The organism is Psychrobacter sp. KCTC 72983 (genome assembly GCF_014280455.1).
Lineage (GTDB): Bacteria > Pseudomonadota > Gammaproteobacteria > Pseudomonadales > Moraxellaceae > Psychrobacter > Psychrobacter pacificensis.
In genome coordinates this window covers 2515981-2530954 of the sequence record NZ_CP060390.1, presented here as the reverse complement: position 1 = coordinate 2530954, position 14974 = coordinate 2515981, and the positions used below count along the sequence as shown (strand labels likewise).

The following is a 14974-nucleotide window of genomic DNA, read 5'->3' as shown; positions in this document are numbered from 1 at the left end:
TGTATTTTATTACACCATTAATATTAATAGTTGCTCTGCTGAGAGAACAGTGAAATACCAAGTGTGGCTCGGCGCTGTAACCATGGGCTAGAACGGTAGCGCGGATCGCCGGTTAATCCGTAAATACGCTCTAAAATGAGTAATATCCGCTCAGCACCAAGCTTATCTCCCCATGAGATAGGGCCGTAGGGATAGCCCAATCCCAGCCTAACCGCATTATCAATATCATCAGGAGAGGCGATACCTTGCAGTGCAATATCACAGCCTAAATTAACCACCATTGCGATGACTCGCTGCGCCACAAAGCCTGTACTTTCATTGATGAGTGTTGCACCAACCGTAGCCTGTATTGACTTTTCATTGTCACTGATGGTTTTGTCTGAGTGTTTACCAAATAAAGCATAAGCTTGTGCCACGAAATTATCTTGAGTGACGATACTTGGCATCAATGTACGATGCATTGACAAGTCAGTCAGCATATCGATAGCAACCGCTTGTTTGGGGTTCACGTGATAGCGCATAGCAGCATTGGTTGTGTCCTCGCCATACATTGCCAGTAATACCAGACTGTCAGATTGTGGCTTATCGCCATTGTCGACGTTGATATTGTTAGCATTCAAATAATCAATCAGCTGCTGCTTATCCTCTACTACGTCAGCGCCAATCCAAACTGAGGTGATGGCTGTATCAGAGGCTGACACCTCAAACGATGGCTGTTGAGAGATATCTGTTGTGACTTTTTGACCATCTTGTTTTTTATTTTCTGTATATTGATAAAAGCCTTCACCAACTTTACGACCAAGCTTTTTTCCTATGAGCATCTGACGGGTTAAGGGATGGGGACGGTAACGATCTTCATGATAAAACTGGGTATAAATTGATTCCATCACGGGGTGAGAGACGTCGATACCCGTCAGATCGAGTAGCTCGAACGGCCCCATCCGAAAGCCAGCCCCTTCACGCAAAATACGATCAATATCCTCGAAACTGGCAACCCCTTCTCCCAATATTTTTAAGGCCTCTGTACCGTAAGCTCTACCGCCATGATTGACAATAAAGCCTGGGGTGTCTTTTGCCACCACCCCTAAATGTCCCATGCGCGTCGCTAATGTAGTCAATGTCTCAACGATTGATGGATGAGTAGAAAGTCCAGGAATCACTTCAACGATTTTCATGAGCGGCACTGGGTTAAAAAAATGAAATCCAGCCACACGTTCTGGGTGCGTACAATTGGCAGCAATCGCGGTCACGGCTAATGAGGAAGTGTTGGTTGCCAAAATTGTCTTGGTAGGCACAATGCTTTCTAATTGTTTAAAAAGCTGTTGTTTGATTTCTAGGTTTTCAACAATGGCTTCAACAACGACATCTACTGTAGATATGTTGGCTATATCGTCAATCACTATCAGATTTGCCAAAGCAGATTGAAGCTGCGCGTCAGTGAACTTACCTTTCGCCGTTAGTTTTTCGAGCATGGTTTGAAGAGATTTACGCCCTTGTGCGGCAGCGCCCATTTTGGCATCGAACAAAAGCACCTGAATACCTGCTTGGGCAGCAATTTGGGCGATACCCATGCCCATGACACCTGTGCCGATAATGGCCAATGATTTGATATTTATTGTATTGGCGGTCATAGTCATCCTTTATATGATCTTGTTGAATAATTTTATTTTCAAAAAATTGGTCTGCTTATCCTTAGCAAACCACACGCTACTGACCTTTATAATTGGCGTCACGTTTTTCCAAAAAGGCCTTTACGCCCTCTTTTTGATCTTCGGTATCAAACAAAATCTGAAAGGCTTTACGCTCCAAGGCCAATGCAGCCTGTAGCGGCATATCGACCCCAAGATTGGCCACTTCTTTGATTTGCATCAATGCAATGGGCGAATAACCTGCCAGTTTTTTAGCAATCTCAATGGCACGCTTGATGGTGGTTTCATCGTCAACCACTTCAGAAACCAATCCCATTTGATCCGCAGCCTCAGCGCTGATCATATCGCCTGTTAGTATCAGCTTCATTGCTTTATGCTTGCCAATCACGCGAAACAATCGCTGCGTGCCCCCAGCTCCTGGCATCAGCCCAATTTTGATTTCTGGTTGACCAAATTTAGCGGACTTGCCAGCGACAATAATGTCAGTATGCATAGCCAGCTCACAGCCGCCGCCAAGCGCATAACCATTGACCGCAGCAATAATTGGCTTGCGACAATTGGTAATCGCATCCCAATAACGCTCACTATGACGTAGATATACATCGACGGTTTTTGCTGTCAAAAAATCATTAACATCAGCACCAGCTGCAAATACCTTATCACCACCAGTCAACACAATGGCTTTAGTCTGTGGGTCGTCATTGAGCTGGATAAAAATATCCGCCAGTTTCTGACGCAGTTCAGTATTTAACGCATTACGAACTTTGGGTCGATTGAGCGTTATCACGCAAATACCATTCGCTAGCTGCTCAGTCAAAATTATTTGCTCTTCCATGATGCTGTCCCTCTAATAATGTCTTCAAGTAAAATACTGTTAGCTTAAAAAGCATCGATATTTGGATATAAAATACTGCATAGCGATATTTATTAACAATATATACTGTTTAATTTGTTTTGTGAAGCTAGACACATAAATAACACAGTAAAAATACTGGTATTTTATTAAAAAAAATACTGCATTGCGGTTTTAAATGTTAAAGACATCTTACCAATTCAACCAAGTGATATTATTACTGTCAAAGAAAACCAGTTATTCGAAGTAAGCTATGCTGAAGAAACCGTAGAGATAAACTTGGTAAACTAACGACTCGATGAGGAGTCTACCGTGGCCAAGAAAATCAAAACTTACAGCACAGAATTTAAAGTAGAAGCCGTTAAGAAGATAGCAAACAACAACAGCAACGTTTCAGCCACTGCCAAGTAGCTTAGCATCGCCATGCAAACGTTATCTAACTGGTAGAACAAAGCCAATCAAGGCAAGCTTTTATGGACTGAGCAGTATGATCCTGAGCTTATGGCAGCTATTCAGGAAATAAAGCAGCTCAAGCGGCAGCTTAAAGTGGTTGAAGAGAAACGAGAGATACTAAAAAAGGCCACGGTGTATTTCGCAAAGCACAGTTGATGAAGTACGTCTTTACCAAAGAAAACCAGCACCTTTTTAGTATTACCTGCATGCGCCGTGTATTAAACATAAAATCATCGAGCTATTACGGCTGGATAAATCGTGAGATTAGTGAACAGCAGATATACCGTAACCACCGTGAGCTATTAGTTAGAGCAGCTCATAGTGAAACTAAAGAACGTTATGGTGTTGATTGACTACGTGCCTACCTAAGTGCGCAAGGGTATGATATTAGCCAATATATGATTAGAAGTATTAAAGAAGAGCATGACATCAAATACTGTCGCCACAAGCGCTTTAAAGTCACCACTGACTCAAACCATAACAAGCTTGTCTATCTAAACATGCTGGTTCAGCAGTTTGATGCTAAGCGCTCCAATGAGTCTTGGGTCAGTGACATCACTTATATTTGGACTGCTGAGGATTGGCTATACTTAGCAGGTGTTAAAGATCTCTATACCAGAGAGCTTGTTGGATACGCCTTAAGTAAGCGCATGACCGCCTATTTAGTCTGTCATGCATTGAATATGGCAATTAGGAATGAAAGGCCAAGCCAAGGGCTGACTGTGCATTCTAATAGAGGCAACCAGTATTGCAGTCATGCCTATCACAAAATTATCAAGCAGCATCGTTTTAAAGGCTTAATGAGTGGTAAAGGCAATTGCTTTAATAATGCTCCTATAGAAATATTCTGGGGTACGTTAAAGAATGAGCTTGTATATCATCAAGAGTATAAAACAAGGTTTACAGCGATCAACGAGATCACACAATATATAGAGCTGTATTACAACCAAACTAGGATTCAAAAGGATTTAGGCTATAGATAGCCAAGACAGATGTGATTTGACTTTGATCGTCAGGCTGCATAACTAAAATCTCCCAAGTTTAATTGTACGGATTTGACGGCAGGGGTCACTATAAGGCACGCTAATTAATTGAGAACTTCTTTGCTAAGATTAAGCCGTATCATGCAATTTTTACTCGCTATGATAAATCAGCCCTTCATTTCGTGGGTGCTATCCATCTAGCTTATCGTATTTGTTGACTTAATTAATGACACGTCGTAATTGATATTGGAAGAATACAGCGAAGAAGGTAAGTGAAACTACAAGCCTAATACCATTAGATATTTCGAATACAGTATCTAACGGTATTACTTTCTGGTAAAAGAGATATAATGTATTAGGTGTTAAAACACTTGTACTTATTAGTATTGAGCGTACTCACAATGTGGGTACGCTTTTTTGATACTTTGAACGAAAGATTAGTCCTCTGCTACTCATCATTTAAAAGTTTCATTTGTAGATCCTTACTTTTCAAAGAACTGCTAATACTATTGTTTTTGATACTATTTTGATACTCTGAATTTATTGATAGATATATCCATTTATTGATAGGTACATTTAGATAACACTCTAAACTCTTATATCAATTGACTTACAGCCGGAAGTTACAGCTACTTATCGCTATATATTGTGTATTGTTGTTGTAAGAACAAGGACTCATAATCCTTTGGTCGTAGGTTCAAGTCCTACTGGGCCCACCAAATTCAAACCCTTACAGTCATTGACTTGTAAGGGTTTTTTATTGTCTAAAATTTATGTGAGTGCATGGATGTAATTAATTTTTTGATACTATAGTAAACCCTACCAAGAAGTGTTACGGTAATTCTAAATTCCAGCTCGCTAATCACCATGACATACCCCATTATCCTTCGTAAAAAGGTACTACAGTCTCTTGAACAAGGCATGAGCGTGCGCACCGCAGCCAAGCTTTATGATATGAGTCCCACCACCATTATTAACTGAAAAAAAGAAATCAGTATCAAGCCCATCGTTAGAGCACCGCGCAAAATATCTAATGATGCCCTAAAACAAGACATTACTGACTATCCTGACGCTTACTACTATGAAAGAGCTGCTCGTTTGGGCTGTAGTAAGTCTGGCGTAGAAGCTGCCATGAAGTGGCTGGGCTATACCCGCAAAAAAAAGTCTTAAACACCCAAAAGCAAGCTGGCTTAAGCGATTAGAGTACACCATTAAACTGAAACACTATCAATGCCAAGGCTACCCTATTATTTATATGGATGAAAGCGGCTTTGAGAAAGAAGTCATCAGAGCCTTTGGCTATACGCCAGTAGGCAAACCTTGCATCGATATCTATAACTATCAAAAAACAAAAAGAACTAACGTCATTGGGGCGCTATATCAAAAAAGCTTGTTTGCCGTGGACACGTTTACTCAGAATATCAATTGGCAAGTGGTGTATAACTGGTTTAAGTATAGCGTCATTCCAAAGCCTGGTCGCAAATGTGACATCGTCATGGATATGAGCGAGGATAAAGCAAAGCACTGCTTTGCCCGAGTGCAAGGGGAGAGCTATGCTCGAGTACCAGATTTCATAAGAACAAACGTATCAAAAAGCCATTAAACCGACATGGTCACCGTATTCTATGGCTACCGCCTTACAGCCCTGATCTAATTCCTATTGAGAAGAAGTGGGCTGAAGTAAAAACGCTCAGGCAAGGCTGGGGTGAGAATAATCTAAATCATTTATTCAGTAATGCCTGCTGTTACAACTTTAAGTTGGATTGACTGTATATAGTTTTTCCGACGCCAATAAACTCAACTATTTTGGATGTTAAAATAATCAATTATTTTTTAATACGAAAGGTTTTAAGATGAAATCAAAGAAAATACTCGCCCTTGCATTTGTGATGTCGTGCATAGCTGCTTTAGCAGGCTGTAACACAACACCTGATAACAATAGTCAGTATACTAATGCAGTAGAGACTTCTCATAAAAATAGTCACAGTAATATTGCTAACCCCCAAGTTTTGGATATCAAGGGAAGTATTACTGGCTATGATACAAAGGAATATATATTCCATGCACAAGCTAATCAAGTATTAAGAGTAGTAAGACAAAACACATCAGACGATGTGGTATTAAAGTTACTGTATCTTGGAAATAACAATAAAACTAGTGAACTCTCTGGTGATTTCCAAGTCCTGCCTTATACAGGGGATTATAAGCTTATCGTAAGCCAAACACGCAATGATGCCCGTAAGCATGCAAACACCGCAATAAACTTTAATTTGAAAGCCTTTATCACTGACCAGCAGCAACCATCTAACCAGCAAAATTATGTCGTCAACTACAAGTGTGATAGCAACAAAAATCTAAGCGTAACCTACCACTTTAATAACCAAAAAACTAGTGCGACAGTGACTTACGATAATATTTCACAACAGCTAAACTTTGATGATCAATATAGTAAAAAAAATAATCCAGTATTCTCCAATAATAACTACTTACTGAGCGTAGGAACTATTAATGATGGCGTGTTTGGAGACTCAATGGTCTACTCTTTGGTAGATTTAAAAAAATCTAAAGATGGCTACGTGTTATTGCAAAACTGTCAAAAATTATAAACGTTGGTCTTTATGCTGTTCAAGTTGGTTTTGAGTTGAGCCTTTCCTAAAAACTGTGTAACTGCTTATAATCCACTAACAGGAGAATAAGCAATGACTACTCAATCTGACATTAAAAAACTGGCCGAGCAAATGGCTGGTAGTATGAACAGCTTCGATGACATTAAAGACTTCCAAAAGCAGCTCATGCAATCCTTTATCGACACCGCACTTGAAGCTGAGATGGAAGACCACCTCGGTTACCCCAAACATGAGAAAGCAGATAAACCAAACAAGCGCAACGGACACACTAAAAAGACCGTCCGCAGTGACACAGGCGATCTTGAGATATCCACCCCAAGAGACCGCGGTGGCAGCTTTGAGACTGTGCTCGTCAGCAAACATCAAACCCGTATCTCAGGTCTCGATGATAAAATCATATTCCTTTACGCCAAGGGTCAAACCACCACCGAGATTGTAGAGAGCATCAAAGAGCTCTACGACGTCGATATCTCAAGCACACTGGTTTCAAGAGTCACCGACAACATCTTAGAGGACATTACTGCATGGCAAAATCGCCCGTTGAGCAGTGTTTATCCTATCGTCTATCTAGACTGCATTGTGGTCAAGGTACGTCAAGACAAGCAGATCATCAACAAAGCCATTTACTTAGCCCTAGGCGTTAACCTTAACGGTAAAAAAGAGCTGCTTGGTATGTGGCTATCAGAGAATGAAGGCGCTAAGTTCTGGCTAGGCGTTCTTACCGAGCTTCAAAACCGTGGCGTACAAGACATCTTAATCGCTTGTGTTGACGGTCTAAAGGGTTTCCCTGATGCCATTAACACCGTCTATCCAAAGGCACAGGTTCAGCTGTGTATCGTACACATGGTGCGCTATTCAATGAAGTTCGTACCGTGGACGGATAAAAAGGCCGTAGCGGCTGATTTAAAAGCCATCTACGGCGCTGATACGCTTGAGATAGCAGAGGCCAATCTTGAGCATTTCGACGAGGTGTGGGGTGATAAGTATCCGCATGTCATCAAGTCTTGGCGCAATAACTGGGAGGGCTTAACGGTGTTCTTTAATTACCCGAAAGACATCAGAAAAGTCATATATACCACCAATGCTATAGAATCATTAAACAGTGTGATTCGTACGGCGGTGAATAAGCGTAAGATCTTCCCGTCTGATCAGGCAGCATTCAAGGTAGTATATCTGGCAACCCAGCAGGCCTCTAAAAAATGGTCGATGCCAATCCGTAACTGGACGTCTGCTCTTAATCGCTTTATGATTATGTTTGATGACCGTATCAGTAAGCATTTAATCTAAATGGCAGTTACACAGAATTCGGGATGGTCTCTTTGAGTTTATAAATTAATACCTGTTTTGACTGGGTTTAATATTTGAACCCATCCCGAATTGTAGTGGTCAACTAATTTTAGACACCTGATAAGAGGTTTTGATCAAAGTATCTGCTTTAGCATTGGGTATAATACAAGCGTAGACCTTGCCATTACGCTTTAATAGGCCAAACACGGGCACTTTGCTACCAGCACCTCGCCCTCGCTTGCCTTTACGAGTTCCACCAAAGTATGATTCGTCTACTTCGATTTCGCCTTCAAATAGACCAGGGTCTTGACTATTCTCGTAAATAAGCACTCGTAGCCTATGAAAGTAATAACTGGCTGTGGTTTTATTAACACCAATTAGGCTTGCTTCTGTTCTGGCGGTAGAACCAGCAACAAATAACTCGATGAGTCTGTTTTGTTTATACCAACTTAGTTTACTCTTTCTCATAGTGCTATCCTAAATAATTTTACTTATCTAGGATAGCCCCTAAAACAATTAGTCTAAAAAAAAGACTTAGCAAACGTCTCCTTTAAACTCTTTGGCTCACAGCGCTTGACGTCGTTGAGTTTATGGCGAGTCTCGGAGGCGACTTGATAGGCCTTGAGACGCGACTGTTGTAAGTTTCCGATAGGACGGTTCTCTTCAAGACAGCGAAATGGGGTAAAGGATAGACTCTCCATAATCTCAAAATTACCGTCATCTGGTACGTCTTGGCAAGGAAGGGTTAAACGCGCTACGGTGACAAAGGGTGTATCCGACTCTTGCCACTGCGTCGTAATCTCTTCAATCGGCTGCTTTTTGAGATTACGGCATAGCTGAATCTGGATATCAAACTGATAATCATGTTCGCGTATCTCCTCGACGATAAGCGGTCGCATCGCCTCTTCGCGGGCGTCGACATCGACATCACGGCGCGTGACTTTTTTGACAGAAGCGGCTGTTGGCGTTGCCCGTATCTTTGCCATATAATCACCATGACGCACCACACCTTGCGAATGAAAGTCGTATAACAAGGTATTTTTTGGTTCAATCCTCGTAAAGCCGCCGATAGCTTTAAAGGTTTTAATCGACTCTTTGGTTGGTAATCTTGAGCCGTAATTGGTCAGCCAGTTAAACGCCAACTGCGCTTTACCGATCGCCCCCTTCTCCGTGTATTTAGGTAATTCCAAAAACAGTCTTGAGATATAGGTATACTCCTCAATTCTATTGCAAAAGAACACCGGATGATTGATAAAGTTATAATCAAAGGTCGTACTGTCCTCCTCCCCGGGAGCGAGCTTCTTACCCGGTACGTCAAAGACTTTAATCGCGAGACCTTGAGCAAAGCCCAACTTACGATCAGCGAATACTCGAGATGAACCGTTGGACAAACGAATCACCGCATCATGAATGCCCGCTTTAGCATACAAACCTTGCGCGTACTCTTTGGGAATATCATCTAATATCTCAAACTTGGCTTTTAGTGCGCAGTACCCCTTGGCATGGGCATCACGCGTGTGATAATCGATATTGCTGGCTTTATCACTACGCGCAATATAGCTTTTGATATCATCGGTAATAGTACGAATGTTTTTTTCGTCCTCAGCATTTAATTCGATATATTTTGGATCGTAGGGGACGTATTTGGGTTTAAATAATTTTTTTAGCATTATATTTCCTAATTTTATTCATGATTATTATTGTTAAGTGGTGACTATTACAAATGGTACTGAGAGTTAAGACAGCTCGCTAATCCATTTTAGCGCCGATAAACTCGGAATAAAAAAGTACTCGCCGCCGTGCAAGGTATTAAAGGTTTCAATACCATGGTAGCGTTTGCGAATTGGATCAGCCGGAACAGTAAAGGTATCTGCATCGCTGTCTTTATCACTTCCTCCTTTATCACCAGAGTGCAAACCAACCATAGGATCTTTTTCTTCGCCTAAGCTCATAAAGTTGCCATCGTTGATCCACTGTGATTGCAAGAACTCAACCGTCTCCATAGCATGAGCATTAATACCAATAAAAAACAGACCGCGATCTTTGCCATCGTCCTCTATTACATCGGGTGGCACGACTTCACCAAAGCCCACGCTACGTCTAACGATACGGTGAATACGCACATCGGATAAAATAAAATCTTCGCTATCGCGTGGGTTCATACGCCTGATATGCGCGCCAAACGGACACTTTTTACCGTAAGGATCGTCTTTATAACCAAAGTCGTTATTGCGGCTGGGATCATCGCCAAGCTCTTTATCATCATGATCGGGAGACAAAACGAGCGGCGCGCCTGAACGCCAGCGTCCCCACATTTTTGCACCCAGCAGCTCCGCCTCTTCCTCGCTGTCGGTATTATCTTTGCGGTATTTATTAAAAGTAGCAACATGGCTATGATAAGCACGTAACACCATAAACGAGCCGTTCTTGCCTAAGACTTCAGGCTGCGGCATAGGCGCAACTAGTCCTGCCTCCCCTTCGTAACCGAGCACAAACTCCCCTGCGGCAATAGGATCGCCGTCATGGTTCGAAGGCGTCTGAATACCACTGCCTTGAATCTCAGGATTACTGATACCATCACGATAACCAAAGACGTTTTTGACGTTGTCATTTGAACCAAAGTCCTGCTCGATTAGGATTTCTACATCACCATTAGCAGGATTGTCCACATCGATATGATCGGTAAGATTATCTCGAAGCTCATCAAGTTTGGCCTGCCATTTATCTTTGGTATCCGCGATAATAGCCGCGCCCACATGGATATCACCCTTATCCCCAAAAGGTGCCATCCAATTCTCAGGGGCATTAACATCAAAATCGCGTAACTGCTCAGCACGTGCTGCCATACCTGCTTTAAAAGACTCAGGAAAGCTATCAAGTGATGACTGCGGTACACCTAACGCTTGTAGACCCTCGTAAGTCATGACGATAGACAGCGTGGCTTGCATGTCTTTGTGCCAGTCTTCACTACCGGTTACATGAGGCAACACCTGCGCTAGCATTTGTTTGCCAACGTCAGCATTATTGATTTTTAGTGCTACTACCGTGCCAAAATATGGGGCGGGACGCTCACGTAGGACGATGGATTGAATATCTTTTAGCTGCATGGTGACGAGATTGGGGTTAAAGACCCCGCGCGCCCTACGAGCCATCATCTCAATACCGTCACCGACTTCCTCTTTCACGCCTTTAAGCCACGTCTCAAAATCACTGTTTTCGATGCGATTGCCAAACTCATCTTTTAAGTCTTGCAACTTATCGGTCAATCTCGTTAAAGGTTTGTTATCATCATTACTCATACATCGCCCTATTCATTTTTTATCGTTATTAAAGTATGACCGTATCAAAGCCCTGAAATTTATGCGCTTAAAAATACAATGTCTAAAAAATTAGTTTGTTTGCGCTTCATCTAAAGCTTTATTGATGCCTTTAACAATACGCTCATGACGGCGAATATCTTGTACCGTCAGATGCGGGACGCCTACATACCAGCCTGCAGCGGTAATCTGATGATCAAGAATAAACTGCTTAACACTTGGGTCTTTGATACCCGGCCAGCCCTCAACATTGCCGAATAAAATATCCATGAGTTCAGGAATTTTGGTGGCGAAATCATCAATATAGGGATCCCAGTCACCGTCATAAGCGGTGCAAAAAAGCACTCTTGTATCATTATCTAAAAAGACGAAGCGCAAATCGTGCAAAGTGCCTACCCTTGTCGCGCCTTTTAGATTGCCCCCTGCTATTTTTAGAATCTCTTTGAGACGGGCAGCGCCGCCGTCTTTTAGCGGTGCGATAACGGTAAGCTCGGATACTTTGCCTGACTTTAGACCTTTCTCGCCGGCGCTAGAGATTGAGTGATCATAACCATCATTGCCGCCCTCTTTTAAATTCGCCACTAACAGATCTGCCCGCAGTTTAAAGGCATCCATAGACTCAGTGATTTTATCTTTCAGATCTTCTGAATTATCGATAATCCGCTCTTTATTATTGTTTTTACTCATAAGTCTTTCCTATATGATTGCTGTTGAGCTATTACCATAGCAAAAACGGTAAAAGGCTCAAGTAATAGCGGACTAATCACACAAAACAAAACATAGATTTAACAATAACGTTTTAAATTGCAGCAGTGTTACAAAAATAGACGGCGCACTTACCGGTGCAATAAATCTTGGTCGTACTTATTAAGTCTTTAAAAGCATGACTGTTTTTGTACTCGTTATTAAATACTAAAAAAGCTTGGCTACTCTAGGTAACCAAGCTTTGAAATCATACTTCGAGTTTTTATAATTATTTATATAGTCAGTTCAAAATAAAATTGTTATGGTTAGGACAAACATCATAAAACAATTTGGATAAGTCGTTTTCCATCCAGCCTTGGCGTAGAAACTTTACTTGTGCCCATTTCTTTTCAATGGAATTCAGATCAGGGCTGTATGGTGGCAGCCATAGAATACGATGACCATGCCTATTCAGTAGCTTTTGAATACGCTTACTCTTATGAAATCTGGCATTATCCATCACAATCAAGCATTTGGTTTTAAGACTTGGGATTAGCTTGTGTTTGCACCAGTGATAGAAGACGATGCTGTTGATGTTTGTCTCAAAGTAATCTAGGGCAAACAGCATCTTTTCATACAGAGCACCGATAACGTTGGTTCGCTTTTTACCTTACCAGTTGTAGCTATCGATACAAGGCTTACCAATCGGTGCATAACCATGAGAGCGAATGGTCTGACTCTCAAAGCCGCGCGCGTATATATAAACGATGGGGTAGCCTTGCTGCCTAAAGCTATAAAGCTTACTGTGGTATATCGCTCTTTTGATCGGACAGGCTTTTGGATGCTCTAAGGTCTTTTTTTTGACTGATGCCTAGGCGCTTTAGGGCATGATGAATGCCTGTTTTACTACAGTTTAGACGACGGGCTCGCTCATACTGATAATCATCAGGATGTTCTTTGACATCATTAAGTAGCACATCATCTGGTATTTTATAGGGTTTGGTTTGCCTGGTTGTTTTACTATGAACACGCCGCTTCCAGTTTTGTATGGTGGTTGGGCTGAGGTTATAGAATTTAGCTGCCTCGGCAAAGGTCATACCCTCGTCTAAGCTTTTTAGTACTTGTTTGCGAAAATCTAGCGAGTAAGTCATGGTCTTTATAATAACAATTGAATTTGATAATTAATTTATAACATTTTTAAGTGAATTTGACTATATAAGTAATTATCATTAATGAGCTGACTACTATTTTTGATAGTAATCAGCTTATCTCTTTATATTTTATAGCCCTAGAAAGAAGTACGGCGATAGTGACGGTATTCAGGTAACCAAAAGTTTGCCTCTATTCGGCGTTGTAAGTTTTCCGCGGTATCAGGTAGTGCCAGCTTATCTTCAACCGCTTGCACTGCTACGGCATAGGCTATTTTTTCACTAATCTCTCTAATCACTTTAATTGGCGGTAATATGGCACCCGGTGCTTTTTGGTACTCCATAGAGATATCTGCAAGGGCTTGGCTTGCCGCCATTAGCATATTATCACTAATACTTGTCGCCTGAACCGCCAAAACGCCAAGACCGATACCTGGGAATATATAGCTGTTATTACACTGAGACACCTCAAAGGTCTGGCCATTGAAGGTCGTAGGAGGAAAAGGACTGCCTGTTGCAATGATGGCTTTGCCACGACTCCAGTTCATCACTTCTTGCGGTGTTGCCTCAACACGAGTTGTTGGGTTTGACAGCGGTAATACAATTGGATGTTCCGTATTGGCGCATAACGCTTCGATGACCTCTTGAGTAAACAGACCTTTTTGGCCACTAACACCGAACAATACCGTGACACCGCCTTGCTGAACGACTTGTGCCAAACCGAGCTTGTTGCTCTTGTCCCAATGCGCAATGTCTGATTCTTTTTGTACCAATGGTACTTGGAATTTTTGCAGCTCGGTCATGCTGTCGGTCAACAGACCATAACGATCCACCATAAATACTTGGCTGCGTGCTTGCGCTTCAGTCAACCCTTCACGCTGCATTTGGCGAACAATATGTTCGGCGATACCACAACCTGCCGAGCCTGCCCCCAAAAACGCGATTTTTTGCTCGCTTAATTTTTGACCTTTATTCAAGCAAGCAGCAATCAAGGTACCGACCGATACCGCAGCTGTCCCTTGGATATCATCATTGAAACAGCATAACTGGTCACGATATTTATTCAATAATGGGGTGGCATTTTCCTGTGCAAAATCTTCGAACTGTAATAACGCTTCTGGCCAACGGCGCTTAACGGCTTGAATGAATAAGTCCACAAATTCATTATACTCATCACCAGAAATACGTGGGCTTCTCCAGCCCATATACATAGGATCGTCAAGGAGCTGCTGATTATTGGTGCCGACATCTAGCAATATTGGTAAGCAATAGGCTGGGCTAATACCACCGCACGCCGTGTATAAAGACAACTTACCGATTGGAATACCCATACCGCCAATACCTTGGTCGCCTAGTCCCAATATACGTTCGCCGTCGGTGACAACGATCACTTTGACGTTTTGTTTGGTGGCATTTTGCAATATATCATCGATTTGATGGCGTTCAGCATATGAGACAAATAGCCCCCGTTTACGGCGATAGATTTGCGAGAATTTTTCACACGCTTGACCAACTGTCGGGGTGTAGATAAGCGGCATGATTTCTTCGATGTGCTGCTCAACCAAATGATAAAACAAGGTTTCATTGGTGTCTTGAATATTACGCAAATAGATATGCTTGTCCATATCACTCGTGAATGAGCGCAGCTGATGATAAGCACGCAATGATTGCTCTTCAATCGTCTCAATATTATGCGGTAGTAACCCAGTTAAATTAAAGCTATTGCGCTCTTCTGCTGAGAAGGCACTGCCTTTATTGAGTAAAGGGGTCTCTAAAAGAGCGGGGCCAGCAACGGGAATATATAAGGGACGCTTATTTGACATGATAAAATATTCTTCTTAAGGGCATATGAATGAAAACTGTATTAGGGCTGCATTATACATAGCATCGACTGATATTTAACAATATGTAACAAAATCATTTTAAACATGTATTTTTTTAGAGATGTTCATCATTATGCATTCCATCCTGAT

General features: G+C 41.8%; 13 protein-coding genes and 2 pseudogenes. 6 read left to right on the top strand and 9 right to left on the bottom strand.

Annotation, left to right across the window (positions count from 1 at the left end; translation table 11 throughout):
* Positions 1–23 precede the first annotated feature (23 nt).
* Positions 24–1631 carry a 3-hydroxyacyl-CoA dehydrogenase gene (locus PSBA01_RS10885; RefSeq protein ID WP_186474326.1) on the bottom strand — a complete coding sequence of 536 codons (1608 nt, stop codon included), beginning with the start codon at positions 1629–1631 and terminating at the stop codon, positions 24–26.
* Positions 1632–1707: 76 nt separating this feature from the next.
* Complete coding sequence (locus tag PSBA01_RS10880) at positions 1708–2484, bottom strand: enoyl-CoA hydratase (protein ID WP_134292699.1); 777 nt, start codon at positions 2482–2484, stop codon at positions 1708–1710.
* Positions 2485–2814: 330 nt separating this feature from the next.
* Between PSBA01_RS10880 and PSBA01_RS10875 the strand changes: the two are divergent.
* The 6 genes and pseudogenes from PSBA01_RS10875 to PSBA01_RS10850 all read left to right on the top strand — a co-directional run bounded on the left by PSBA01_RS10875 (position 2815) and on the right by PSBA01_RS10850 (position 7852).
* Positions 2815–3938 (top strand): annotated as a pseudogene (locus tag PSBA01_RS10875) (IS3 family transposase).
* Between the two features lie 990 nt (positions 3939–4928).
* A complete protein-coding gene (locus PSBA01_RS13320) occupies positions 4929–5108 on the top strand; it encodes an IS630 transposase-related protein (protein WP_323970253.1) in 180 nt (59 codons plus the stop codon).
* An 85-nt stretch (positions 5109–5193) separates the two neighbouring features.
* Positions 5194–5541, top strand: a complete 348-nt coding sequence (locus PSBA01_RS10865) for a transposase (RefSeq protein WP_186474325.1) — start codon at positions 5194–5196, stop codon at positions 5539–5541.
* Positions 5463–5705 carry a transposase gene (locus PSBA01_RS13470; RefSeq protein WP_186475522.1) on the top strand — a complete coding sequence of 81 codons (243 nt, stop codon included), beginning with the start codon at positions 5463–5465 and terminating at the stop codon, positions 5703–5705. Before PSBA01_RS10865 ends, PSBA01_RS13470 begins: the two co-directional genes overlap by 79 nt.
* An 86-nt stretch (positions 5706–5791) precedes the next feature.
* Positions 5792–6544 carry a DUF7606 domain-containing protein gene (locus PSBA01_RS10855; RefSeq protein ID WP_075105996.1) on the top strand — a complete coding sequence of 251 codons (753 nt, stop codon included), beginning with the start codon at positions 5792–5794 and terminating at the stop codon, positions 6542–6544.
* Between the two features lie 93 nt (positions 6545–6637).
* Positions 6638–7852 (top strand): IS256 family transposase, encoded by a 1215-nt coding sequence (locus PSBA01_RS10850; RefSeq protein WP_186474322.1) that lies wholly within the window; start codon positions 6638–6640, stop codon positions 7850–7852.
* 132 nt (positions 7853–7984) lie between these two features.
* On the opposite strand, the pseudogene PSBA01_RS10845 reads toward PSBA01_RS10850, so the two are convergent.
* From PSBA01_RS10845 to PSBA01_RS10815, 7 genes and pseudogenes are all read right to left on the bottom strand, one after another.
* Positions 7985–8320 (bottom strand): annotated as a pseudogene (locus PSBA01_RS10845) (transposase); the annotation flags it as partial.
* A gap of 53 nt (positions 8321–8373) precedes the next feature.
* Complete coding sequence (locus PSBA01_RS10840) at positions 8374–9522, bottom strand: catalase family protein (protein WP_186474320.1); 1149 nt, start codon at positions 9520–9522, stop codon at positions 8374–8376.
* Positions 9523–9588: 66 nt separating this feature from the next.
* A complete protein-coding gene (locus PSBA01_RS10835) occupies positions 9589–11151 on the bottom strand; it encodes a Dyp-type peroxidase (protein ID WP_186474318.1) in 1563 nt (520 codons plus the stop codon).
* 90 nt (positions 11152–11241) lie between these two features.
* A complete protein-coding gene (locus PSBA01_RS10830; RefSeq protein ID WP_071003634.1) occupies positions 11242–11784 on the bottom strand; it encodes a hypothetical protein in 543 nt (180 codons plus the stop codon).
* A gap of 370 nt (positions 11785–12154) precedes the next feature.
* The gene (locus PSBA01_RS10825; RefSeq protein ID WP_212564400.1) at positions 12155–12481 is read right to left on the bottom strand and encodes a transposase; all 327 of its coding nucleotides are present in this window, start codon (positions 12479–12481) and stop codon (positions 12155–12157) included.
* A 172-nt stretch (positions 12482–12653) separates the two neighbouring features.
* On the bottom strand, positions 12654–13004 hold the full coding sequence (locus PSBA01_RS10820) for an IS630 transposase-related protein (protein WP_186474316.1): 351 nt from the start codon (positions 13002–13004) through the stop codon (positions 12654–12656).
* A gap of 137 nt (positions 13005–13141) precedes the next feature.
* Positions 13142–14824, bottom strand: a complete 1683-nt coding sequence (locus PSBA01_RS10815; protein ID WP_186474315.1) for an NAD-dependent malic enzyme — start codon at positions 14822–14824, stop codon at positions 13142–13144.
* Positions 14825–14974: the final 150 nt, after the last annotated feature.

Coding starts and splice junctions, on each gene's coding strand:
- PSBA01_RS10880 (WP_134292699.1), bottom strand. CDS start 2,484: ATGGAAGAGCAAATAATTTTGACTGAGCAGCTAGCGAATGGTATTTGC.
- PSBA01_RS10820 (WP_186474316.1), bottom strand. CDS start 13,004: ATGACTTACTCGCTAGATTTTCGCAAACAAGTACTAAAAAGCTTAGAC.
- PSBA01_RS10815 (WP_186474315.1), bottom strand. CDS start 14,824: ATGTCAAATAAGCGTCCCTTATATATTCCCGTTGCTGGCCCCGCTCTT.
- PSBA01_RS10835 (WP_186474318.1), bottom strand. CDS start 11,151: ATGAGTAATGATGATAACAAACCTTTAACGAGATTGACCGATAAGTTG.
- PSBA01_RS10830 (WP_071003634.1), bottom strand. CDS start 11,784: ATGGATGCCTTTAAACTGCGGGCAGATCTGTTAGTGGCGAATTTAAAA.
- PSBA01_RS10825 (WP_212564400.1), bottom strand. CDS start 12,481: ATGCTGTTTGCCCTAGATTACTTTGAGACAAACATCAACAGCATCGTC.
- PSBA01_RS10865 (WP_186474325.1), top strand. CDS start 5,194: ATGGATGAAAGCGGCTTTGAGAAAGAAGTCATCAGAGCCTTTGGCTAT.
- PSBA01_RS10850 (WP_186474322.1), top strand. CDS start 6,638: ATGACTACTCAATCTGACATTAAAAAACTGGCCGAGCAAATGGCTGGT.
- PSBA01_RS10855 (WP_075105996.1), top strand. CDS start 5,792: ATGAAATCAAAGAAAATACTCGCCCTTGCATTTGTGATGTCGTGCATA.
- PSBA01_RS10885 (WP_186474326.1), bottom strand. CDS start 1,631: ATGACCGCCAATACAATAAATATCAAATCATTGGCCATTATCGGCACA.
- PSBA01_RS10840 (WP_186474320.1), bottom strand. CDS start 9,522: ATGCTAAAAAAATTATTTAAACCCAAATACGTCCCCTACGATCCAAAA.